Below are 23,362 nucleotides of genomic sequence, written 5' to 3' on the forward strand. Positions count from 1 at the left end.
AACGATGAGTATTTTATATACCCTTTATCTCTATCACTATCCATAGCTATTGTACCATATATCAACGTTCTTACCGTATTCATTTGCTTCATACATACTTATAAAATAACTAATTCTATCTCCATTATTATGTATATTACCTCATTACTCCATACACTCTTACAAGTTCAAATAACGACAGACTTTAATCCATGCAAATATTGTCTACTCTCTGCTTTTATTAGCTCACAGCATTCACACTTTTATATATAGTAAGACTACCACAAATAAAAAAGGAGAGTGACTTATACCACTCCCCTCAAAAGACCTTCCCTATAGCTGCTAAAACTAATACGATTATTAAAATTGCAAATAATAATGAGACAATGAAACTAAAAATAGGTAACGCTTTCTTTTCATTCTTCTTAAATAGTAACTTTAAACTAAGAAAAATATTTACTGGTACAAATATAAAATAAAAATATTTAACAATTTGCACCGAGCTATTCGAAAGTGTTTTTAATATAAACACTTCAATTAGAAAAACAATAAAAAATGAAATACTTAGCCAAAATGAGACGTAACTAAGCCAAGAATGTCTTTTTGTCCCCCAATACACTCCCATAATACTCTCCTTTTATTTGTATTCTATACGTTAATAATTATACACAAAGCTAACAAATACCTCTATTTTTCGACAAACATTATGCAAAATACCATTTTAAACGTCATAAAGGAAGTTTACATCTCCATTTGATTTTACACAATAAAACAGACTACCCTCTATTGGCATAATGCTACTAGAGGTAGTCTGTTCTCTATTAGACTTTAAATCTGTCAATTAGTCCTTGCAACTCTTCAGCCATTTGAGATAACGTGCCTGCTGCAGATCCAATTTCCTCCATCGAAGCTAGCTGTTCTTCAGCTGAAGCCGCAACATTTTGTGTGCTTGTCGCATTATTTTGTGCTGTCATTGCAATTTGTCCTACCGAAATAGATACTTCATTTGCCCCTTTTGACATTCCATTAGCCGTTTCAACCATCGTCTTAATTTGATTAGCTATTTCATTTGTAGATTGTAAGATTTCAGCAAAGTTTTGCTTCGTTTCATTTGCGATAACAAGTCCAGATTGAACTTCCTCATTTACATGATTCATAGATTTGACTGTCTTACCCATATCATCTTGTATTTCACATATTAATTTACTAATTTCACTAGAAGATACGCTAGACTGCTCTGCCAATTTACGCACTTCATCTGCAACAATTGCGAAACCTCTTCCATGCTCACCGGCTCTTGCGGCTTCAATCGCCGCATTTAGAGCTAGAAGGTTTGTTTGATCTGCAATATTTTGAATTACTTCTAAAATATCACCAATTTGTTTTGATTTATTATTTAGTAATTGTATAACTGCATCTGATTGTGAAACCGATTCTGCAATAGACTGCATCTGGTTTACTGTTCTTCCTACTAGTTTCCCACCATCTTCTGCTTTTTCACGAGTATGTGCAGAAGCCGTATTAATAGATGATGAACTATTTGCTACATGTTGAATTCCTTCCGTTACATCAAACAGTAACATAGCGCCATTTTCTACGCTTGTTGTTTGCGTCGTTGCCCCACTTGATATTTCATCCATTGCGATTGTGATTTGCTCAGTCGCTTCACTTGCTTGCCTTACACTTGCAGTTAGCTCTTCTGATGCCGCTGCAACATGCCCAGCTGAATCGTTAATTCTTCCAATTAACGTCCGTAACGAATTCGTCATCTCATTAAAGCCTTTAGCAAGTTGGCCGATTTCATCATTAGAATGGATTTCAATTGTTTGCGTTAAATCCCCTTCGCTTATTTCTTTAGAGGTAACAACTAATCTCTTTAAAGGCTTCGTAATTGAAAGTGTCACAAAATAAATAAGTGCCCCGCCTACTACTAATGAGATAAGCATAACAATTAACATATTATAAAATACAGGTTGAGCAGCTTCAATTACTTCAGTTGCGTACATCGTCCCACCAATTTTCCAACCTGTTTTTACGTTTGTAGCAAATACCATATTCTTTTCACTACCACCATAAGAATATGTAAAAGCACCGTGATTATCTTCATAAATTTTCTTTGCCCAAGAATCAGCTGCTTTATCCCCTGATTTTTCTTGTGGATGAGCAATGATTTTTTGCTTTCCATCTAAAATGAAGGCATATCCTTTTTTACCAATATTGATTAACTTTGTTGTTTTTAATAAATTGTCTAAACTTAAATCTAGCGCAACAACCCCATTTTTATCTTCTGTTTGTTTTGCAATCGTTACGACAATATGTCCATTTCCTTTTGCCTTATATGGCTCGCTAACAACAATACCACCTTGTTTTGCCACTGCATCTTTATACCAAGGTCGTGTTGTTGGATCATAATCTGCTGCCATTTGTATATTTGGTTCCTGTACAAATTTCTTATCATTACCGGCAACATACACTTGTTCAACATCTATATTCAAATTGATATACTGAGATAATGTCTTTCTTAGCTCATCCTGATTATCCCCTTGATACATATTCCCTTGAATTACTCGTGCAAAGTTATTCACATCGTTAAATTTTGCTTCAATCATTTGATTGATTAAATTATCTAATATTTTTATATTATCGTTAGCACTACTCGTAATTTGTGATTCAAAATTCTTTTTAGCAGTTTGATAAGACATGCCCCCGATTATAGAAACGGCTGCAATTAAAATTACAAAGAATGAAATTAATAGCTTTTTTGCTACTTTCATATCACGAAATAAATTTAATAGTTTACCCATTATGAACCTCCTAATTTTCGAATTTAAAAGTTAAATTGAGTTAATTATGAATATTTCCCATTCCTTAATTATTATTTTCATAACCTATTATGGTGAATACTTTGTAAAGTTTAAACAATTAATTTCTCTTTGTCTATATATACGAATAATATTATTATAAAATTTACAAATAGAAAAAACCAAAGGGGCCCCTTTGGTTTTTACATTTTTTTATGTTGTTTAGAAATTTTCTTCCATTTATCACGCTCTGCTCTGGCAAGGATTGCATCTTGTTTCCTCATAAAATACGCCAGTTCTCTTTGTAATTTTTTATAGCTTTTCAAACGATCTATCGTAATAAGTCCGTTTTCAATTGCACTATACACCGCGCATCCTGGTTCATTCTCATGCTTACAATCACGGAAACGACATGTTGTCGCAAATTCTTCAATATCAGAGAATGCTGTTTGAATCGCTTCGCTGCCTTCCCAAAGTTGCAATTCCCTCATGCCAGGCGTATCAATCACGAGAGCGCCACTAGGCAATTGGAATAATTCTCGATGCGTTGTCGTATGCCTCCCCCTACTATCCTCTTCACGTATATCTCCCGTTTTTGCTACATCAATTCCTATTAGAGCATTTAACAAAGTTGACTTTCCTACCCCTGATGACCCAACTAAAGCAATTGTTTTCCCTGAAGAAACGAATTGTTTCAACGAATCAATACCTGTATGCTCTAAACTATCAACAACGAAAATAGGAACACCAATTGCTATAGCTTCCGTTTCTACAATTTTTTGTTCTACATCATTACATATACTACTCTTTGTTAAAACAATAACTGGCATAGCGCCACTTTCATACGCCAATAATAAATAACGTTCCATCCTTCTAACATTAAAATCATGATTAAGTGCATTCACTAAAAATAAATAATCTACATTTGCTGCTATAATCTGTTCTTCTGTTCTTGTTCCAGCCTCTTGTCTTGAGAAAGAACTTCTTCGCTGGAAAATACGATGAATAATCGCTTTCTTTTCATCTTCTATTTTCTTTATATACACCCAATCACCAACTGCTGGATAATCGCCTTTCGTAATCGCTTCATGCCGAAACTTCCCAGACAGTTCTGCCATATATTCACCATCATTACAAATAATGCGATATATATGCTTATGCTCAAGTAAAATACGACCTACTTCATAATTTTTCTCTGTAACTTGTTCTTCAAAAAATGAATCCCAGCCGAAAGATTCTAAAATATTTTGATTCAAATAAATATCCTCCCTAGTTTGTACTAAGTGGAAGGATTGCGAATTACCTTATATAATATCGCCCTTTCCATCCACCTTTGTATTTGGTTGATTATTCATATAAGTTATTTTCGCCATAATACATCACCCCGTTCTTATTTTAATTATTCTCATTATATGGAATTCTCCTATAAAAAGCTACATTATTTTACGCAATTTTCAAATAACTTGTTTTTGAGCATTCTAATTTGTTCTCGATGACTAATTTCATCTTCTAGCACATGAAACCATAGATAGTGCTGGTTATATGCTACACCGTTAGGCCACTTTCTTTCTGACATGAGCCACTCATCACCTTGTTCACTTAAATACTTCAGAGATTCTTCTCGAACACTTTGTAGAAGTTGTACATAATACTGTATTTCATGACCACGGATTGCTCTACCCGCTTCCCCTAAATACAGTGCATCTTCCCAGATTTCTAATTCTTCTTTTGTAAAGTCACGATCTTGAAATGAAATAAGCTGATGAACTTTTTCAATAGCTGCTATATGCTTTAATAAGGCGCCAATTGAATTTCCGCTGCTTTGCATAATTAAATCTAATTGCTCAACTGATAATTTTTTTGCTTCGCCTAATGTTACAGCTCTCGTATGCTCAAGCAGGCTTACTAATTCCCCTATTTTTTTGTATAACCAACTACACTTCTTATTCGATAATCTATATTCATATCACGCACCCCTTTCTGCATTCATATTATTGTAAAAATGATTCATATAATAGACTGAAATATATCTAAATTTTCTGTTACAATTAATTTGAATACAAATTATACCCAAACAAACTTTCTCAATATGCTTATATGAAATATTAAAAGGAATCGATATAAAATAATCGAATCTTATTCACTAAAAGGAGTGGATTCGATGGAGATGTATCAATGGCTAACCGCTGTTCTCGTTGGTGGCATTACCGGCTTCGTTTCCCATCTAATCAATAACCAAGGTAAGTTATTGCTTCCACGCCGTTTGAAAACATTTTTTCATTTTGGATTTTTAACTGATATTTTTACTGGTAGCCTAGCCGCACTTCTTGGGCTCGTTTTATTCGATGTCACCGCAATAAAAGAAATTATAAAAGTATCCATTGTAACTGCTATTTCCGGTCAAACTTTTTTACTACATCAAGCTCTTGGTGGCGAACAGGCTAAAAATACGCAAATTGGGAAAGCTGATGAGAAGATTCAAGAAATTGACAAATTATTGCGACGTTAGTGTATACTTTCTTTTAAAATTATTGTTATAATGAGAAATAAATATTTTCTATTGCGTCGTTTGTCAGGAGAAAGGGTGTTTCGTATGACAAAAAAGAAAATAGAAGATTTCTTAACAAACTCCGAAAAAGAGGAACTGCTAGAAAACTATAAATGTTTACGAGAAGCCCGCACAAAAAGCGAAGCTAACTATTTTGGCGAAGCAGTAAACCATCTATTAAATAAAGCAAAACAACGAATTATTAAAGATGCAGGTATACATGATGAAAATGCTGCAACTGTTCAATCAAAGAGAAAAGCACTGTTTTAGCTACATTAGCTAAAACAGTGCTTTTTATTTAGAATTTTTTTCTTTCCATGCTATATTCTCTCCGCCTTTATACTTCCCATTTTTACAGTTTCAAAAGTCATCTAGACCTAAAGATCAAACTAATAATATTAGCCCACGCAAACCATTTTAATAATAGATAAAATAATTGAACTAGTAATGCTACAAACTAAATAAGTTTATTAAATCGCTTCTTTTAAATCTGAATGCGGATTTGGTCCGTATTGATTGTCATTTTCTTCACTTTCAATGATAAAAAATACAAGTAAAACAACGCTACCAAACGGTACAAAATTTAATAGTTGCCACCATCCCGTTTTCCCAATATCATGTAATCGTCGTGCACCAACCGAAAAACTTGGTATAATCATTACTAACATAAATAGCAACGCAATAATAGCAACTAACACCTCTGAAAATGATGATAAAAATAACAGTAGCCAAAAAATTACGATATTGGATAAACTAAAAATCCAGTACTCTTTTCGCGTAGCTCTACCACTAAAATTCCCATAATTCTTTAGAGCTTTCAAATACCATTGCATTTAAACCTCTCCCTTTTATCCCCAATAAAATTAAAATATGTAATTATTAACAGATAAGTAGAAATATAACACAATATTTATGTAAAATCCATATTCCCATCTAAATTGCCCTCTATTTAAATAGTTTTTTCCTTCGGCATTTTTCACATTACTTTCACATCTATTTCACAAATATAAGTAGTCCGATATGCTAAACTAAGTATATCCTTTTCCAAGGAACTATATGCCGATATATAAATCCCTATCTTTATAGGGATTTTTATTTTTTGATTCCTCATAACTTTGTTACAATACATTTCTTCTACTATTTCTATACTTTTAGTAACCACTTTAATTAAAAGCACATTCATGTATTCACACTCTTATTAATTCTGATTTGCGAAATATTTATACAAGCTTTATGATGCAATTCCTGTTTCACTACTTTCAGTAAGTTTTTCACTTTTTCTAAACAAAAATAAAGCTCCTATATATAGTAAAGCAGTAAAACTACCTATAAGTATAAAATTGTGAGATACTGCAAATAACATTCCTGCTATTGCCGCACCAATCATTTGACCAATATACATAGAAGCATTTGCAAGCGCGGCTCCTGTTCCTCTTGCTGCACTAGATATGTTTTGTAAGTGCCTCATCATTAATACAAACAAAATTCCTGTCAAAAAAAACAAAGCAAAGAACGATAACTCCACCAATACAATGTTCTTTACATGTGGAAGTAATACATATAGCACTGCTGTAAATATAATTCCACCATAGAAAGAAAGGTTATAACCAATTTTATTTACGATTCTAGGACCAAAAATATTACCAGTTAAATTTCCTAACCCTAATACGAGCATAGCTGTACCTACTTCATGAACTTGTAAGCCAAATTGAACGGAAAGCCATACACCAAAAAATGAAAATGCAGCAAAATTTCCGGTTTGAAAAACAAAGTATGCAAAATAAGAAAGTGAAACCTTTGAATCTGTAAGTAATTGTTTATAACGCTGTAAAATCGCTTTTTTATTTCCACCTATATGAACCGACTGTATTTCTGGTAATACAACATAAATAAGAATGACAAGTAGTGCTGATAATATACCAATGAAATAGAATGGGATTGTATAATGTATCGTTGCTAAATAAGCTCCCAGTGGCAGCCCTAAAATTTGAGAGATTGATAACCCTGCTGTTGCAACCCCAATTGCTTTCACAATTTGCTTCTTCTCTATAAGGAGCGGAATAGATGCCCACACTTGTGGAGATACAAAAGCTGCACTTACACCTGCTAAAAATCTAAATGTTAGCATCCATAAAAAACTCGGTGCAATTCCACACAAAAACGTACTTATTGCAAAAAAACTCATACCTAGTACCATCACTTTTTTTCTGTTTAATCCATCTGATATAGGACCAGCAATAAGCGCAAATCCAGCATACCCTAAAGCATACGAACTCACCATCCATCCTGACAACTCAGTTGAAACATGATACACCTGTTGCAATGTCGGCAACAGTGGTGAAATTAAGAAAGTATCTGTACCGATCATAAACATTATCATAAAAAATACAGCTAGTACTCTGTTCATTTAGACCTTCTCCTTATATAAACAGAGGGTACTCTCCCTCTGTTTAACTAATCTTCTAAAATAGATTGGATTTCTTTCATGACTCTTTCATGCAATGCAACGTCTACCGCTTTCACACTTTCTCTTACCTGCTCTGCCCGCTTTCCACCAGGTATAACAGTATCAATTCCTTCTTTATTTAATAACCATGCTAACGCTAAATGAGACACTTCAATATCATTTTCTTTAGCTAGCCCTTTTAACTTATTCACTTTCTTAAAATTACTCTTATATGTATTTTCTTCAAATAGATTTACATTTTGACGCCAATCGACTTCATTTAATTTAAAATCTTCTGTATATTTTCCGCCTAATATTCCAAAAGCAAGAGGCCCATATGGAATAAATGAAATACCCGCTTCTATACAATACGGCAACAGTTCTTCCTCAGCTGTACGTTCTAACATATTGTATGGAGATTGTACAACATCTATATGACCATGTTGATTCGCCTCTTTTAATTGTTCTATGTTTACGTTCGATATTCCAATTGAACGAATTTTCCCTTCTTCTTTTAAATGAGTAAGCTCTCCGATTGAATCTATGTAACTTGTTTCAGGATTTGTAAAGTGTAAATAATATAAATCAATATATTCAGTCTGTAATCTTCTTAAGCTATTTTCCACAGCATTCCTTAAATAACTTGGTTCATTGTTAATATAAGTTTCTCCATTTAACAACGGTTGAATTCCACCTTTTGTAGCAAGTATAAACTCATGACGTTTTCCCTTTAATACTTCTCCTACTAATTCCTCTGATCTACCGAAACCATATGAATCTGCTGTATCAAAAAATGTAATCCCTTGCTGAATAGCTTCTTCTACTAATCGCTTTCCTTCTTCTTCATTCACATCAGCATATAAATTATGTCCCCCTACTGCATTTGTACCTAAACCCAACTTTGAAATATTTAATCCTGCCTTTTGCAATTTTGTATACTTCATTTTTTCTCCCCCTATATTTCTATTGTTCGAATATATTCGAACAATAGAAATATACCACTTTATATGTTATAGTGCAAATATCTTAACTTATACAAGTAGGTGAAATATGCGTACACTCTATCATCCAAATCGAGAAGAAATTCAATTTTCTTCTGTCTTATATGCACTTAGCGATCAAATTCGTTTACAAATTGTAAATATGTTACTAGAGAAAAATGAACAATCTTGTGGTGCTTTAAACATCCCTGTTGCAAAATCAACTTTATCTCACCATTTCAAAGTTTTACGTGAGTCAGGTGTTATGTACACGCGCCTTGAAGGAACACAACGTTTCATTTCAATTCGTGAAGAAGATTTAAATGCTAGATTCCCAGGTTTATTACAAGTTGTATTACATGCGACAGAGCCATATTAAAAAAACATCCATATGAGATGTTCTTATAATATGGCTATTTTGTATATCAATCTAATAATCCATTATAAAAAAACATCTCATATTCATATGAGATGTTTTTTTAATATGGCTATTCTTTTAATAAATCTAATAATCCATTACCTTCGGATGTACGTTCATACCCTAAAGGTACAGTTCTTTTAATAAGTTGTGCATATATTTCCGGCTCTGATAACTTTCGACCGTATTCTTTCTCACACTGTTTAATGAGCAAGGCAAGCGCTCCAGCAACATGCGGCGTCGCCATGGAAGTTCCACTTAACACTGCATATTTCCCATCTGGATACGTAGATAATATTTCATCACCTGGCGCTACTAGATCAATTTCTTGATTTGAATTACTAAAACATGTGATTTTCCGTTCTAAATTGACAGCGCCGACTTCAATTACTTCCGAGTAAGCACCTGGGTAATCTAGTTCCTCTGTATTATCATTACAATCTCCATTATTCCCAGCAGCACATACGACGAGAACATCCTGCTTTACCGCCTTTTGAATTGCTTCATGTAATTCTGGAACATCTTGCGGACCACCAAGTGACATTGAAATAATTCTCACTTTCTCTTGATTCGGCCCTCTCCAATTTACAGCATAATGAATTGCCTCAATAATTTGCTCGTAACTTCCAGAACCATCTCCCGCTAAAACTTTTAATACTAACATTTTAGCAAGCGGTGCAACTCCTAATACACCGACACCATTTTCAGTTGCTGCAATCGTCCCCGCGACATGAGTACCATGTCCGTTATTATCAAGATACACATTTGGATCAGCTTCATAATCTTTTGTGAAATTTCTTCCGCCGATAATACGATCTTTTAAATCTATATGATTAGTATCACACCCTGTATCTAATACGGCAACGACTACATCTTGCCCCTTCACACTCTTTCCCCATACTTGCGGAGCGTGAATCAGTTGTACACCTGGTGGAATTTCATTTACTTGTTCTACAACCTTATTTACGGTAAATGGAATCAATTGTATACCTTTTTGTTTATTCACTGTACTACTCATCGTAATCCCTCCTGAAAATGTATTATTTTCATTTCAGACCACTTTTGAATACGTGTAAATGTAACATTCGTTTTATTCTTTTTGTTTTCCTTCTTTTCAAATATTTCTCAACATCATTTACTAACTCTATACTACTTTTGTATTTCCCCTATGATTTATAGGAAATAACAGCCTGGGTCATTCAACTAATAACCAAAATAAAAGGACCAATTAATGGTCCTCTTACAGTCTTTTAAAAGAATGATATGTAATTTGAAAAATAATATAAATTAAGACTAAACCTCACTCTTGTTTAAAAACTTTTCTATTTCTTTTACTAAATATTCCGCTCCCTCTATCCCAACAGTAATATTTCCATTTGCTAATGATATGTTCTGTTCTGAAACATCACCTGTGATTTGGCAAGCATTGTAAGGTTGATATTTTTGTAAAATGATTTTATCTGCTTCTACAAAAATTTCAAGCGGTGATTTGATTTGTATTCCCAATACATCGCGTAATTCTTTAGGGATAACAATTCGTCCTAATTCGTCTACTTTTCGAATAACTCCTGTTGCTTTCATATTTCTCCCCCCTTTCTCTCTATTAATTTTTTCACCTCGCTTTTTCCATTTTATCACTTTTTGGCAATACTTGCCTCTTTTTAGAAAATTTTGTACTCGAGTTAAAAAAACACATTTAATGCATACGTAATCTCTCTTTCAATTGTTTTACATAACGGGATCTTATAAGTAAGAAGTATACAACTTGAATACCTATGAAAATACTTAATACAACTGTATTTTCTTTAAACAATGAGTACTCAAACATTTGCCCTAACGCCGTTAAGGCTACTGCCCCATGTAATGTTGCAACACCAATTGGAACGAAGAATAAAAGCGCCAATCGAATTGTAACTACCTTCGATAATTCCCTGCTTGTCAATCCAACTTTTCGAATCATTTCGAACAAGCGAACATCATCCTCCAAATCGGAGAATAAACGGAAGTAAAGGAAACTTCCTGCGCAAACGAAAAATACTATACCAATAAAGAAACCTACAAATAAAATCGGTCCTGCAATTTGTAAACTTTGGTTTTGCTCGTACTCTTCCGCACTAAACGTTGAATATTCTTGATACGGTTTAATTTGATGCGTAAGCTCTTTACCAATTTCAATCTCATCTTTCGTTCTTTCAGTTTTATACATATAATCTTTTGTCTCTATAAATCCATCTTGTAATGAATCATATTGATCATTAGAGATTACATAAACATTTCCTCTTAATATTTTCCCCAATGAAGATGAAGTAACTTTTTTCACCTTTAAACTTTCATTCATATTAGGTAAAGTAATTTCTTTTCTTTCTTTCATCGCTGGCCCTGGTATATCAGCTGACAAAAATACAACCTCTTTATTTGCTACAGTATTAAATGGTTCTCCCGTTAACTTTGCATATTCCTTATAGTCTGATTCTTTTATAAAAGTGGCGCTTCTTAACGACTGTTCCTCCGTTTTCTTTGTCGAAATATTAGTTTTTGAAGCTGCTATATTATGTTTCTTTAATCCTTTGTCAATCATTTGTATATGTTGTGATTCGTTACTATTCCCTTGCTTAGAATGGTAATGAAACGCAATTGGTCTCTCCATTATACCTTTCGTCATGGATGCGAAGCCTACTAATGTCCCTATTGCGGAAAATGCTACAGTAGAAATAATGGTTACAATAAAGAACATTCTTGCGTTATCTCTCATACGATACGCTAAATCTGATAACGTAATAATATTAGTCTGTGTCCAATAGAAACGTTTACTTTTTTTACATAATCGAATAATAAAGACACTCAGCTGCTTGTACAACAAATACGTCCCGATAATAACTACCGTTGTAACAGGAATCATCATAATAAATACCATTGCTCCATGTGATAGAAGAGCTCCTACATAGCCAGCACTAAGCAATACTACTGCTAATATTGAAGAAATGATTGATGCTTTCGGTTCCGGTTTCGCCTCTGCTGATCCTCTAAACAACTTCATAATCTTATTTTTACGAATCATTCCTGCACTAAACAATGATATGATCATAAATAAAATAAAAAACATAATACCCGTTACAACAATTGCTTTCATCGGTATGTAATAGGATAAGGAGATATCTAGTTTCAATATCATCGGAGCGACAAATAGTAATACCCCTGAAAATAACATACCTGAAAGAATACCAAAAATAATTGCCCCTATTCCAATCATAATATTTTCAAAAAAGATCAGACGCTTTAATTGATATTTCGTCATACCTAGCATCATTAAAATTCCTAGTTCACGCTTTCTCGTTTTTAAAAACATTCCCATCGAATATAAAATAAAGAAGAATGTAAATAAGTAAATAATAGACTGTGCAAAAGACATACTTACGAATACGTACTGACCTAATTCTCCTGCACTTAATGCCGGATGAAACGCAAAAAATGAATACACAAAAAAGGCCATAATTGCAAATGCACTACTCAAAAAATAGGCTGAGTATGTCCGTCTATTTCGGGTTACATTCCGATATGCTAGTTCTCTAATGTTCATATTACTTCTCCGCCCTTCTACTATCTATGTTTTTATATTAGTAAAGTGCGGAAATACCTTCCATCGATTCAAATGACAAAAACCTTACATTTTTGAAAGGTTTAAAAAATTGCTTATACGTAGTACTTTATTTATAATGACTACATTCATATTCATACACACATCCTATTGTATATTCGTTAGTTTTGCGAAATAATAAAGGATAGAAGTATGTACCATTATACATATAAACTTATTTACCGCTTTAATATGAATAGGAGGAAAACATAATGACATTACAAGAACAGATTATGAAAGCATTACATGTTCAGCCTGTAATTGATCCAAAAGTTGAAATTCGTAAACGAGTTGATTTCTTAAAGGATTATGTAAAAAAAACAGGTGCAAAAGGATTTGTACTTGGTATTAGCGGCGGACAAGACTCTACATTAGCAGGACGCTTAGCACAACTTGCAGTTGAAGAAATTCGTAACGAAGGTGGTAATGCAACGTTTATCGCCGTGCGTCTTCCTTATAAAGTACAAAAAGATGAAGATGATGCACAATTAGCATTACAATTCATTCAAGCAGATCAATCTGTTGCATTTGATATTGCTTCAACTGTTGATGCTTTTTCAAATCAATATGAAAACTTATTGGGTGAATCACTAACAGATTTCAATAAAGGTAACGTGAAAGCACGTATCCGTATGGTTACTCAATATGCAATTGGTGGACAAAAAGGGCTACTTGTTATCGGAACAGATCACGCTGCAGAAGCTGTAACAGGGTTCTTTACAAAATTCGGAGATGGTGGTGCAGATTTATTACCATTAACGGGATTAACGAAGCGCCAAGGACGTGCATTATTACAAGAGTTAGGCGCAGACGAGCGACTGTACTTAAAAATGCCAACAGCTGATTTATTAGATGAAAAACCAGGTCAAGCTGATGAAACAGAGTTAGGTATTACTTATGATCAATTAGATGATTATTTAGAAGGTAAAGCAGTTCCAGCTGACGTTGCAGAGAAAATTGAAAAACGTTACACAGTGAGTGAGCATAAAAGACAAGTACCAGCGTCAATGTTTGATGATTGGTGGAAATAAATTAAACATAAAAAAGAAGCTAATCTTCATTTAGCTTCTTTTTTATATGTTAACGATATACCCCTACTCTTTTCTCCAATAAATCTTGCAGGCAATCTTCATGTTGTTTACAAAATAACGGTGGCATGTCGTCTAACGGGAAAAACTTCAAATCCAACGTTTCATCACCATCTACTTTTTTGTCACCTCCAACTATTGAGAATGAAAAGAACATCACAATTGACTGGGCCTTGTCTCCATTTGGATATGATTGAAAATATTTTGTATACACTCCAATAAGCTCATTTATTTCTACATCATACCCGGTTTCTTCTTTTATTTCCCGGATTGCAGTTTCCGCAGCTGATTCTCCTATCTCCATTGCACCACCTGGAAAGCCCCAAGCGTTAAAGTCTCCTCTTTTTTGCAGTAATACTTCTCCTTCTTTATTAAATACACAACCACCGGCAAAGTTTAAGAAAACATAATCATGTCCTACTTTTTCACGTAATTCTTTTATATAATTCGCCATTCTCATTCCCCTTTTCATACCTCTTCTATCGCTATTTCTTATCTTTTTCAAGCAATTCAATGATTCGATCTAGCTTCTGGTTCATATTAATCACGTGGTGTTTCTTTGCAGCACTGCTTTGTAATACTCTTCTAATAAACAAAGTAAATGATATGAAAAACAAAACGATAAGTCCGATTACTAAACAAGTATATATCAATGTAAAAATATCGCTTTCGAACAAGTTCATTCCACATTCACATCCTTATCCTTTTATTTTATCACATAATTCTTAATATTCAAAAGTAATCAATCAATAAATAAAAAAAGCACCTTTTACAGGTGCTTTTTCCCATTGCTTAATACGTAAATGTAATTGTCGCTAATGAATAACCCGCCAATGCACTATAAGGCGCTACTTGATAAGACACACGCTTTGCACCTTTTGGCCAATTTATTTCATTTAATACTTTCTTTATATCTTGCATCGTCCCATCCATGGACTGCTTATATCGCACTTCTACTTTTTCTGGTTTGGCTGCAAACTGTTGCTGCAACTTTTGCTTAAATTCATTATAATTTTCTGCTCCGTATTCTGCAGATAAGTATTGTAAATTTGTTTCTTTTAACATCTGCTCATATACGACAGTTTTTGAGCTACCAGCTTTTATTTTGTTTGTTAATTCACCAAAATAACTTGTAGTTGCTGCTGGATATTTACTACGATCCCAGTCGTGATCTTTACTTAACTGTTCGTCAGACATGTTAAAATATGAGTAAGTTACACGCCCTGCTTTATCTGGTACTGGATCATCAAATGTAGTATCTAGGTGATACCATTTGTTTTCAATGTTCACTAAATTCCACGCGTGAGCTTGTCCGTTTCCTGTGCCTGTTACAACATGGTTTTGAATACCTGCCTCTTTTAACAACTCATACGTTAATAATGTATATCCTTGGCAAACGGCAGAACGATTCGCTAATGCTTCATATGCTGTATACGCTTGATAAGACGTATCATAAGACACATGCTTAACAACGTAATCGTGAATAGCTTTTACTTTCTCATGCTCATCCATCCCTGGTTTTACAATTGATCCAACAATTGATTTCGCCTGAGCTTTTACATATTGAGTTTGTTCTTTTGATTCACGGTATTTTACTTGCAGTGTAAACGTATAGTCCCCTGGCATTCCTTTAATAGAATATCTAGTAGACGCTACATTATATTTTACATACTCATCAGCATCTACAATTTTATTAAACTCACCATACAATTGATCCATAATATTTCTAGCATTTCTATCTTTTGTTTTATATGTGATTGTAATATTTTCTTCTCGATTATCAATCTGTTTTTTTAATTCTTTTCTGAAATCATCTAATAACTTTACATCTGATTGTGCTGTCACTGTAGTCGGATTTGTAGCTGCATAAGATACAGATGACGCTTGCAAGCCTCCCATTACTATAGTTGAACAAAGTGCGGCAGCTGTCACATACTTACTTGTCTTTCCCATCTTGTCACTCCTTATATTCTATAACTATACGAAAAAGTATCGTATAGTTTCAGAGTATACAATACTTTTTCGTATAGGTCATATGAGATTATGCATATTAACTAATTCACATAAAAAGGTTGTTCTTTTTAAAAGAACAACCTTTTTCATTAGCATGTTTGTAATACACAGCATGTATTTTCAAAACGTTGATTTTTCAAATCTTCATTACTAATACAGAAATATAGCATCCCTAGTTCTCCCCAAACCATATTACAATTTTTATGATCTGAATCAATTTGGAATAAAAGAGTCATTTGCTGCGGGTCTACTCCCATATATTCTCCTGTCTCATATAACACTTCTTCTTGTACAGAGAATGGCTCACCAAACATTTGATGGTTATCGTAGTTATCTGGAATTAGCTCTTCAAGTAATTGCAAGAAACGATCTGAATCAGCCTCATCTTCAATGAAAAGTTCTGGTAATTTGTATGTCAGCTCAAAAGTAATTGCACACTGGTTATATTTCGCTTGTATTTCATTTTCTCTTCGTAATTGCTCTACAGGAACATCATAATAAAGTACACGCCCAGCTTCTGTTAGATTCACATTTTCTTCAAAATAATTTTCAATGCAAAAGAAATACAGCATCCCCGTCTTAGGAAGATTGTGATCCATACCAACGTTTTGTAAATCACTTAAGTTAAATTGCGCGATAAATTGTAGTGGATTTCCTTTATGCTTTGGATATTCAAATAAAGCTGGTAGATCAGGAACTCCTCCCATTTTCGAACTACCTATCGCAACAGTTCCCTGCTGCTTTGGCACAACTTTTATACAAGGAAATACAGTATTAATAAGTTCTTCTTTCAAGTGTGTTAGTTCATATTTATCAATTAATACTTCAATTTTTTTATTCATAAATTCTCCTTACATTTACATACTTATTTATATCATAGTACAAAGATTATACTTCATTCTTTACAAAATCAACAAGCCTCCCAAAAACGGGCTTATCCTTCGTACGCGAACAAGTTTAAAAAAGCATACTATACATTGTTCCTACAAACACGATAGTTCTTTAGTTCTTCCAGTACATTTTCCCCTCGTTCATTTTTATTTTTAATATAAGGAGGAATTCCACATGGGTTACGGATATAGTTGCGGCGGTTACGGTTACGGCGGTAGCTGTGGTGGTTGTGGTTACGGAGGTTTCGCTTTATTAATCGTTTTATTCATCCTTCTAATCATCATCGGAGCTAGCTGTTGGGGCGGCTTTGTAGGCTGCTAGTAAACTTAAAAACCATTGTAAAAAAGCACGTACAATACGTGCTTTTTTGCCATTTCCAAATCTTTTATTTGAAAGGAAGTATGTTTAATGAAGATCGATGGTGTTTTTGAAGGAGGCGGTGTACGCGGTATTGCACATGTTGGAGCAATTTGCGCATTAGCCGAAAAAGGTTATGAATGGGAACGTATAGCTGGAACATCAGCTGGTGCAATTATTGCGGCACTTGTAGCGGCAGGATATTCTTGTTCAGAGCTAAAAACGATTATAACTGATATCGATTATAACAAATTTACGAAGAAAACCTTTATTGACAAAATCCCCTTTATCGGAAAAGGACTAAGTGCATGGACTACTCTAGGTATATACTCTAATGTATTTATAGAAGAATGGATTGAAGAATTACTTCGAAAAAAAGGTGTTCATTTATTTACTGATTTACCGGATCTAAACAAACTCAAAATCATCGCTTCTGATATTAGTAATGGTAAAATGGTTGTCTTTCCTGACGACTTACCAAACTACGGATTTTTAAATTATCGCTTCTCTATCGCTAAAGCGGTAAGAATGAGTAGTACAATCCCCTTCTTCTTTGAACCGGTAAAATGGAGAACTCCAAAATGGAAACAGCCTTGTTATATGGTTGATGGAGGAATTCTAAGTAATTATCCAATTTGGATCTTCGATTCACCTACCGCTCCTCGCTGGCCGACTTTCGGATTTCATTTTGTAAAAGATGAGATTCAAGCTGATCCTGCTCACTATAACGAGCCTATTTCCATGTTCAAAGGACTATTTAAAACAATGATGCAAGCTCATGATTTACGTCATTTAGATAAGGAATCAAAAGCAAGAACCATTACAATTCCAACAGGAACGATTACAAGTACTAATTTTGAACTGACAAAGGAAGAAAAAGAATGGCTTTACAATTCTGGTTATAACTCTGCTAATAAATTTTTACAAGCTTGGAACTTTAGGCAATATATCGATGAATATAGAAAAGGAAATCAAGACCGAAAGACAAATCGATTTTTTCGTCAACTTGACTCATAATATTATTACTTTGCGTATAAATACGAGAACGTTTAACAACTTAATAATAAATAAGCCTAGTAATTTCTTATATTACTAGACTTATTTATTATTATATAATCTCGTACATTGTTTAAGGATACGTTAACCCTTCGGCTTCCTCTGCAGTAATAACTATGTAACGATTTCCCGTTCTTAATCCTAACAGTTCTGCTTTTTCAATCGCTTCTTGCTTCGTCTCTGCATAAGCAGCTAAATATTTTTCTCCATTGATCATTTGGCAAATTACATATTGTTTCATTACTTTCTCCTCTTACTTTTTCATTAGTTGTGCAAGTTTTTTTATACCTATTTCAATTTCTTCTAACGTTGCGTATGAATACGATAGGCGCAAAAATTGATTTGCACTTCTATCATATAAAGTACCTGGGTTTAATAAAACCTTTTCTTGCAGAGCTTTATCAAATAAACTGCGATATGAAATGGGTACTTTTATATGTACCCATATATAAAATCCCCCTGTTGGTTCATGCCAAGTTGCTATTTCACGAAGATATTTATCTAACATTAGTAACATAAAATCTCTTCGTTTTTTCAATTCACTTCTTACAAAGCGCAAATGCTCATCATATAGACCATTTGTAAACCACTCTGCTGCAATTTTCTGGGATATAGTGCTTGAACCATAATCTGTTTGCATTTTTATGTCTGACAATCTTTGAATTACTGGCTCAGGTCCAACAATCCATCCAATTCTTAACCCTGGACTAATTACTTTGGACATGCTTCCAATATGTAGTACGATTCCATTTTTATCATAGGCTTTTAAAGGTTTCGAACAAGGTGCATCAAACCATAAGTCTTGATACACTGCGTCCTCTATAATAGGTAATCCAATTTCATTACATATTTCCATCACTTCTATTCGTTTCTTCGCATTCATACTAAAGTTCGTTGGATTATGAAAAGACGGGATTGTATATAAAATAGATGCATTAAATTGCTTCTTATATTTTGTAATATATGATGTATTTAAACCGTTCTCATCCATTGGTATTCCAATGAAACGCATTCCTGCGGATTGAAAAACATTAAGCGAGTATAAATAGGATGGTTTCTCTAATAAGATGGATGCCCCTTTTGGAAGAAGCCCCATAGAGATAAGTTGCAGCGCTTGAATTGCTCCTGAAACAATTAATATAGAGTCAGGAGATACACATATACCATGCTCCTTTAAGTATTCGGAAATCTTTTCCCTTAAATAAAAATTTCCTTTCGGCTCTTCATACCCAAGCGTCACATTTGACTTTAAAAGCTTATTCATAATTTCTTTCATCTTTTTCTCAGGTAAGAGACTCGGCGCGAGCTCACCTGTTCCTAATCGAATTACATGTGGATAAAATTCAGCTTGATTAATCTCCTGAATAGCTGGGAGATTCGGATAATGAAGTCCTGTTTCTACATAAGACTGCCAATTAGGTGGGGGTGCGTAAGTTGAAGCATTCTCATTATTATTTACAACAATTGTTCCTTTCCTGCCATTCCCTTCTATGTATCCCTTTGCAACTAGTTCATCGAAAGCCATTACAATTGTGCTTCGATTCACACCAAATGTATGTGCCAAATCTCTTTGTGAAGGTAATTTCGTTCCAACGGTCCATTCTCCATTAACGATCCTTTCTTTTATATACGTTTCTATTTGTTTATACAGAGGAGTCGCTAGAGACATATTCGGTTTCCAAACGAATCTTTCCATTATATCACCTTATATTCTTTTTGGTTGGTAACCTCCCCAACCATATGGATGGATACAAATTTTCATTTCTTCTATACAATATACACTATCATAATGAATTAAAATAGGAGGTAATATGATGAGTGAAGCAATTATTCATGGTATCATTCTTGCATTTGGACTTATCATTCCATTAGGTGTACAAAATGTTTTTGTCTTTAACCAAGGTGCGAGCCAACCAAACATTTGGAGGGCAGCCCCTGTAGTATTAACTGCCTCTATATGTGATACGTTACTCATATTGATTGCAGTGCAAGGTGTCTCCCTTGTACTCCTTACTTTTTCTTGGCTAACTAACTCGTTATATATAATTGGATTTTTCTTTCTCCTATACATGGGCTTTGTTATTTGGAGAAGTAACCCTTCCAACGATGTAAAACAAGAAAAAAGTATGCCCTTAAAAAAGCAAATCCTTTTCGCAGCATCCGTTTCGTTATTAAATCCACATGCTATTTTAGACACAATCGGTGTAATTGGAACAAATTCTATTCAATACATAGGAAGTGAAAAATGGGCTTTCACACTTGCAACTATTATCGTTTCTTGGATTTGGTTTATAAGCTTAGCGTTAGCGGGGAAATTTCTAAAAAGACTAGACTCAACCGGAAAGACAATTTTATTATTAAATAAATTTTCTGGTCTCATCATATGGGGTGTCGCGCTTTATATGTTAAAACAAGTTATTTATTCTTAATGAACGAAAGAGAATTGCATGTTACTCAAAACATCATGCAATTCTCTTACAAATTATGAAGTAGGCTCTGGTTTCTGTTTTACCGTCTTTGCATCCTTTGCTGGTTTAATCCAAATGATTGCTATGACAGCACCAATGGCAGCGAAAATACTTGTCAAATAAAACACTTCATGGTCCGCCCCTTTCATGAAAAAAGAATATAAAGGTGGTCCAGCTGCTACACCGATAAATCGCATTGAACTATAAAATGACGTAACCGTTCCCCTTTGCTCCTTTTCAATTCCTTGTGTAATGAGGGCATCTAAACATGGGAGTGCCATACCAATCCCTATCCCCATAATAACGAGACAAAGAAGTAGTAAATAAATCCCTTTTATAAATAAAGGAATGATGACTGATGCAGCTGCCATTAAAAAACCAATATAAATACACTTCTTCATAACATTTTGATTATCTCCAATTTTTTTACCGGCCATATATGAACTAATTGACAGTACAAGTAACGGGATAGCAAGCACACACCCTTTCCATATACCATGAATGTCATACTTTGATTCCAGTATAGTCGACAAATAAAAGAGAATTCCGAATAAAATAAGCATAATAATTGCACCTAATGCAAAAATGGCAATTAACCATCTTCCTTTTTCTCGAAACGTAGACAGAATAGATTTTATAAACTCTTTAAGTGGTGGTACTTCTCCTTCTTGTTTCTTTGCCTTTACTAGAACAAGTAACAAAACAATTGATATGACACATAAAACTGGAATCGCCCAAAATGGTAAGAACCATACAATGGCAGCAAGAGCAGATCCTAAAATAGGGCTCAGCACTTTTCCAAATGTATTGGATGTCTCAATAATTCCCAGGCCTGTACTAACTTGTTTTTCGTCTTTGTATAAATCACCAACACACGGTATAACAACCGGCATTGCCCCAGCAGCACCAATACCTTGAATCGCTCTACCGATTAATATCCAAGTGTAGGGATTATCAACTTTCCAAGATACCCAACCAGTTATCGCTCCTCCTATAGCCGCAATCAGCAAACTCGGAACCATTACCATCTTTCGTCCCCATCTATCTGATAAATAACCAGCAATCGGTATAAGTAAAATGGCTACGATAGAGTAAATTGTAATAATCATGGATACTTGAAACGATGAAATATGTAATTTCTTTTCAATTGTCGGCAAGATTGGAATGAGCATTGAATTCCCTAATGTCATGACAAGTGGAACTGATGCAAGCGCAATTAAACAACAGTTTTCTTTTTTTAACATGTTGATTTCGGAACCTTTCATCATATATTTCTTACCATATAATAGCCCTGCTGGAACATAGTTTTCATTCCACCAGGGCTATTACATCTTTACTACTTCCCATTCACAACAAAAGAAATTGGGGAAATTATAGTATTATTCCTATTCTTTGAATCCAGTTCACAATATATCCATACCAATTAATTGAAAAAAAAAGAAAGGAAGAATCCTTCCTTTCTCCTATAACCTTCTACAATTAGCGAGTATATCCGCCACCAAGTTGTTGTTCTGCCATCGCTACAAGGCGTTTTGTAATTTCACCGCCTACAGAACCGTTTGCACGTGAAGAAGTATCAGCGCCAAGTTGTACACCAAACTCTTGTGCAATTTCATATTTCATTTGATCTAAAGCTGCTTGTGCTCCATGTGATGCTAATTGATTAGAATTACGATTTCTAGCCATTACCAATCACCTCCTTATTTATATATAAATTGTGTTAAATTCAAATTAAAATACATGGAAATTTTTGGTTATTTTTTCACCATAAAAAAAGAGCCTCTAAAACGAGACTCTCACATCATTTCACATTACGAAGTTACTACTTCTAATTTTCTATTTATTAATACTTTCATTTCTTCTTTTAATATCTCTTTTGCATTATGTCCAAACCATTCTAAGGAAGCAAAAAGATCCGTACCTCTCACTTCCTGAATAATCTCATCATAATTTACAATACCTTCAAATAACGGAACCATACCAATACGACTTCCTGCTGCAGCATATACATTGTTAGGTTCAAACACATGCAAATAATCCGCTGAAGATATATTCTTAAAATGGTAATGTAGTGTCCACGGCTTTAATCGATGGAAACTGTCTATTGGATCTGCGCCAGACTCCCATATATGAAGAAAATCAAGATTTATTTTTAAATTCGGATGATTTACTTCTTCTAATAGTTCTATAGTAGAAGGCAATGTGTCCGTTAGTGTATTGGGATGTGTTTCTAACAGCACATACATATTGTGCTGAGCAAACACATCACAAATCTTACGTATTCGCTTCACATACTCTTTTCTCTCTTGTTCCGAGAAGTCCTTGCTCCCTTTTTGCCCAGCAAACGTGCGAATTTTATTCGTATTAAACCAATTAGCTAGTACTACAAGTTGTTCACTTTTCTCTATCGTTTTTTCAAAATCTGCTGATAATGATATATCTAAGTAATCACTTATCATCGTAATTTCTAAGTTTTTATCCTTTAGAAAAGTCAATTCTCGTTCTGTCGTTTCGCGTTCTTGTATATACAAATTTTGTGCATGCGTCCCCCACAATTCAATTCCTTCAAAACCGTTTTCATATGCAAATTGAACAATATCAGTAAATGAAATTAATTGATGACGAAATGAAATGGTACATAGCGAATATTTCATAGTATTAAACTCCCCTATCTTAAATTCAG

26 protein-coding genes and 1 pseudogene are annotated in these 23,362 nt (G+C 34.0%); 7 read left to right on the forward strand and 20 right to left on the reverse strand.

What is annotated here, in order from left to right; translation table 11 throughout:
* Positions 1–298: 298 nt before the first annotated feature.
* The 4 genes and pseudogenes from DN401_RS24195 to DN401_RS24210 form a co-directional block, all read right to left on the reverse strand.
* Positions 299–604, reverse strand: a complete 306-nt coding sequence (locus DN401_RS24195) for a hypothetical protein (protein WP_000539569.1) — start codon at positions 602–604, stop codon at positions 299–301.
* 196 nt (positions 605–800) lie between these two features.
* Positions 801–2,783, reverse strand: a complete 1,983-nt coding sequence (locus DN401_RS24200; protein WP_000517290.1) for a methyl-accepting chemotaxis protein — start codon at positions 2,781–2,783, stop codon at positions 801–803.
* A 200-nt stretch (positions 2,784–2,983) separates the two neighbouring features.
* Positions 2,984–4,036, reverse strand: coding sequence for a ribosome small subunit-dependent GTPase A (rsgA, locus tag DN401_RS24205; protein ID WP_001073076.1), 1,053 nt, complete (start codon positions 4,034–4,036; stop codon positions 2,984–2,986).
* A gap of 182 nt (positions 4,037–4,218) precedes the next feature.
* Positions 4,219–4,745, reverse strand: a pseudogene (locus tag DN401_RS24210) (DinB family protein).
* Between the two features lie 196 nt (positions 4,746–4,941).
* Here DN401_RS24210 and DN401_RS24215 point away from each other — a divergent pair.
* Complete coding sequence (locus DN401_RS24215; RefSeq protein ID WP_000426317.1) at positions 4,942–5,289, forward strand: DUF4257 domain-containing protein; 348 nt, start codon at positions 4,942–4,944, stop codon at positions 5,287–5,289.
* A gap of 84 nt (positions 5,290–5,373) precedes the next feature.
* Positions 5,374–5,598: a hypothetical protein gene (locus tag DN401_RS24220; RefSeq protein WP_000162602.1), complete on the forward strand. Its 225-nt coding sequence runs from the start codon at positions 5,374–5,376 to the stop codon at positions 5,596–5,598.
* Positions 5,599–5,798: 200 nt separating this feature from the next.
* Here the strand turns inward: DN401_RS24220 and DN401_RS24225 are convergent, their stop codons facing one another.
* From DN401_RS24225 to DN401_RS24240, 4 genes are all read right to left on the reverse strand, one after another.
* On the reverse strand, positions 5,799–6,161 hold the full coding sequence (locus DN401_RS24225; protein ID WP_001198796.1) for a DUF805 domain-containing protein: 363 nt from the start codon (positions 6,159–6,161) through the stop codon (positions 5,799–5,801).
* A 143-nt stretch (positions 6,162–6,304) separates the two neighbouring features.
* Positions 6,305–6,511, reverse strand: a complete 207-nt coding sequence (locus DN401_RS30520; protein WP_001101741.1) for a hypothetical protein — start codon at positions 6,509–6,511, stop codon at positions 6,305–6,307.
* Between the two features lie 48 nt (positions 6,512–6,559).
* Positions 6,560–7,735 (reverse strand): MFS transporter, encoded by a 1,176-nt coding sequence (locus tag DN401_RS24235; protein WP_149287991.1) that lies wholly within the window; start codon positions 7,733–7,735, stop codon positions 6,560–6,562.
* 47 nt (positions 7,736–7,782) lie between these two features.
* On the reverse strand, positions 7,783–8,718 hold the full coding sequence (locus tag DN401_RS24240) for an aldo/keto reductase (protein ID WP_149287992.1): 936 nt from the start codon (positions 8,716–8,718) through the stop codon (positions 7,783–7,785).
* A gap of 106 nt (positions 8,719–8,824) precedes the next feature.
* On the opposite strand from DN401_RS24240, the gene DN401_RS24245 reads away from it, so the two are divergent.
* Positions 8,825–9,133 carry an ArsR/SmtB family transcription factor gene (locus DN401_RS24245; protein WP_001259906.1) on the forward strand — a complete coding sequence of 103 codons (309 nt, stop codon included), beginning with the start codon at positions 8,825–8,827 and terminating at the stop codon, positions 9,131–9,133.
* 109 nt (positions 9,134–9,242) lie between these two features.
* On the opposite strand, the gene DN401_RS24250 is transcribed toward DN401_RS24245, so the two are convergent.
* The 3 genes from DN401_RS24250 to DN401_RS24260 all read right to left on the reverse strand — a co-directional run bounded on the left by DN401_RS24250 (position 9,243) and on the right by DN401_RS24260 (position 12,749).
* The gene (locus DN401_RS24250; RefSeq protein ID WP_000099760.1) at positions 9,243–10,190 is read right to left on the reverse strand and encodes a serine protease; all 948 of its coding nucleotides are present in this window, start codon (positions 10,188–10,190) and stop codon (positions 9,243–9,245) included.
* A gap of 275 nt (positions 10,191–10,465) precedes the next feature.
* A complete protein-coding gene (locus DN401_RS24255; protein WP_000648324.1) occupies positions 10,466–10,753 on the reverse strand; it encodes an AbrB/MazE/SpoVT family DNA-binding domain-containing protein in 288 nt (95 codons plus the stop codon).
* Positions 10,754–10,868: 115 nt separating this feature from the next.
* Positions 10,869–12,749, reverse strand: coding sequence for an FtsX-like permease family protein (locus tag DN401_RS24260; RefSeq protein WP_001025988.1), 1,881 nt, complete (start codon positions 12,747–12,749; stop codon positions 10,869–10,871).
* Positions 12,750–13,018: 269 nt separating this feature from the next.
* Here DN401_RS24260 and nadE point away from each other — a divergent pair, with 269 nt between their 5' ends.
* Entirely contained in the window at positions 13,019–13,837 is an 819-nt protein-coding gene (gene nadE, locus DN401_RS24265) for an ammonia-dependent NAD(+) synthetase (protein ID WP_000174901.1), read from the forward strand.
* A gap of 49 nt (positions 13,838–13,886) precedes the next feature.
* Here nadE and DN401_RS24270 read toward each other — a convergent pair whose 3' ends face one another.
* The 4 genes from DN401_RS24270 to DN401_RS24285 form a co-directional block, all read right to left on the reverse strand.
* On the reverse strand, positions 13,887–14,348 hold the full coding sequence (locus DN401_RS24270) for an NUDIX hydrolase (protein ID WP_000024999.1): 462 nt from the start codon (positions 14,346–14,348) through the stop codon (positions 13,887–13,889).
* A gap of 31 nt (positions 14,349–14,379) precedes the next feature.
* Complete coding sequence (locus DN401_RS24275) at positions 14,380–14,577, reverse strand: DUF4083 domain-containing protein (protein ID WP_001048091.1); 198 nt, start codon at positions 14,575–14,577, stop codon at positions 14,380–14,382.
* Between the two features lie 109 nt (positions 14,578–14,686).
* Positions 14,687–15,847: a transglutaminase domain-containing protein gene (locus DN401_RS24280; RefSeq protein ID WP_000520866.1), complete on the reverse strand. Its 1,161-nt coding sequence runs from the start codon at positions 15,845–15,847 to the stop codon at positions 14,687–14,689.
* Between the two features lie 149 nt (positions 15,848–15,996).
* A complete protein-coding gene (locus DN401_RS24285; RefSeq protein ID WP_001034844.1) occupies positions 15,997–16,749 on the reverse strand; it encodes a YwqG family protein in 753 nt (250 codons plus the stop codon).
* Between the two features lie 223 nt (positions 16,750–16,972).
* Here DN401_RS24285 and DN401_RS24290 point away from each other — a divergent pair, with 223 nt between their 5' ends.
* On the forward strand, positions 16,973–17,119 hold the full coding sequence (locus tag DN401_RS24290; RefSeq protein ID WP_000540425.1) for a YjcZ family sporulation protein: 147 nt from the start codon (positions 16,973–16,975) through the stop codon (positions 17,117–17,119).
* 87 nt (positions 17,120–17,206) lie between these two features.
* Complete coding sequence (locus tag DN401_RS24295) at positions 17,207–18,172, forward strand: patatin-like phospholipase family protein (protein ID WP_149287993.1); 966 nt, start codon at positions 17,207–17,209, stop codon at positions 18,170–18,172.
* A 112-nt stretch (positions 18,173–18,284) separates the two neighbouring features.
* Here the strand turns inward: DN401_RS24295 and DN401_RS24300 are convergent, their stop codons facing one another.
* Both DN401_RS24300 and DN401_RS24305 read right to left on the reverse strand, forming a co-directional pair.
* Positions 18,285–18,452 (reverse strand): DUF3933 family protein, encoded by a 168-nt coding sequence (locus DN401_RS24300; protein WP_000816389.1) that lies wholly within the window; start codon positions 18,450–18,452, stop codon positions 18,285–18,287.
* Between the two features lie 12 nt (positions 18,453–18,464).
* Positions 18,465–19,907 carry an aminotransferase-like domain-containing protein gene (locus tag DN401_RS24305; RefSeq protein ID WP_061457083.1) on the reverse strand — a complete coding sequence of 481 codons (1,443 nt, stop codon included), beginning with the start codon at positions 19,905–19,907 and terminating at the stop codon, positions 18,465–18,467.
* 118 nt (positions 19,908–20,025) lie between these two features.
* Here DN401_RS24305 and DN401_RS24310 point away from each other — a divergent pair, with 118 nt between their 5' ends.
* Entirely contained in the window at positions 20,026–20,640 is a 615-nt protein-coding gene (locus tag DN401_RS24310; protein ID WP_001287303.1) for a LysE/ArgO family amino acid transporter, read from the forward strand.
* A gap of 53 nt (positions 20,641–20,693) precedes the next feature.
* Here the strand turns inward: DN401_RS24310 and DN401_RS24315 are convergent, their stop codons facing one another.
* The 3 genes from DN401_RS24315 to DN401_RS24325 all read right to left on the reverse strand — a co-directional run bounded on the left by DN401_RS24315 (position 20,694) and on the right by DN401_RS24325 (position 23,333).
* Positions 20,694–21,923 carry a bacillibactin exporter BcbE gene (locus DN401_RS24315; protein ID WP_002204804.1) on the reverse strand — a complete coding sequence of 410 codons (1,230 nt, stop codon included), beginning with the start codon at positions 21,921–21,923 and terminating at the stop codon, positions 20,694–20,696.
* A 235-nt stretch (positions 21,924–22,158) separates the two neighbouring features.
* Complete coding sequence (locus tag DN401_RS24320) at positions 22,159–22,365, reverse strand: alpha/beta-type small acid-soluble spore protein (RefSeq protein WP_000113545.1); 207 nt, start codon at positions 22,363–22,365, stop codon at positions 22,159–22,161.
* 125 nt (positions 22,366–22,490) lie between these two features.
* A complete protein-coding gene (locus tag DN401_RS24325) occupies positions 22,491–23,333 on the reverse strand; it encodes a sugar phosphate isomerase/epimerase family protein (RefSeq protein ID WP_000877670.1) in 843 nt (280 codons plus the stop codon).
* Between the last annotated feature and the right edge of the window lie 29 nt (positions 23,334–23,362).

Source organism: Bacillus sp. BF2-3 (genome assembly GCF_008368795.1).
GTDB lineage: Bacteria > Bacillota > Bacilli > Bacillales > Bacillaceae_G > Bacillus_A > Bacillus_A cereus.